1 protein-coding gene is annotated in these 490 nt (G+C 78.6%); it reads left to right on the top strand.

Annotated elements, in window-relative coordinates:
* A partial coding sequence (locus ACU8YC_RS26470) for a branched-chain amino acid ABC transporter substrate-binding protein (protein WP_446896190.1) occupies positions 1 to 490 on the top strand: 490 nt, incomplete at both ends.

Raw genomic sequence — 490 nt, forward strand, 5'->3', positions numbered from 1 at the left:
GTCGTGGTCGCGCCCGCGGCGGCCTACGGGCCGCTGACCGGGCGGAGCCTGTGGAACCTGTTCCGCCTCGGACCGAGCGACGCGCAGCAGGGCCGGGCTGCCGGGGCCTATCTGGCGAAGGCCTTCGCGGGGCGCCGGGTCGGGATCGTCAGCGACCGCTCGACCTTCGGCCGCGGCCTCGCCGACGCGGTTGCGGCACGGCTGGAGGAGGCCGGCCCGCCGGAGGTGCTGTTCGACGGCTTCCCCCGGGGCACCCGCGACCTCGCGGACCTCGTCGCGCGGCTGAGGGCGGCGCGCCCCGACGCGGTGTATTTCGGCGGCCTCGCGCCGGAGGCCGCGACCCTGCTCCACGCCATGCGCGAGGCCGGCCTCGGCGCGACGCTGGTGGCGAGCGACGGCATCCTCGACCCGGCCTTCGCCGCCGCGGCCGGCGGGGACGGGGAGGGCACCGTCATGACCCTGGTTCCCGACCCGCCGCGCCTGCCCGAGC

The organism is Citrobacter sp. VF227 (genome assembly GCF_052950715.1).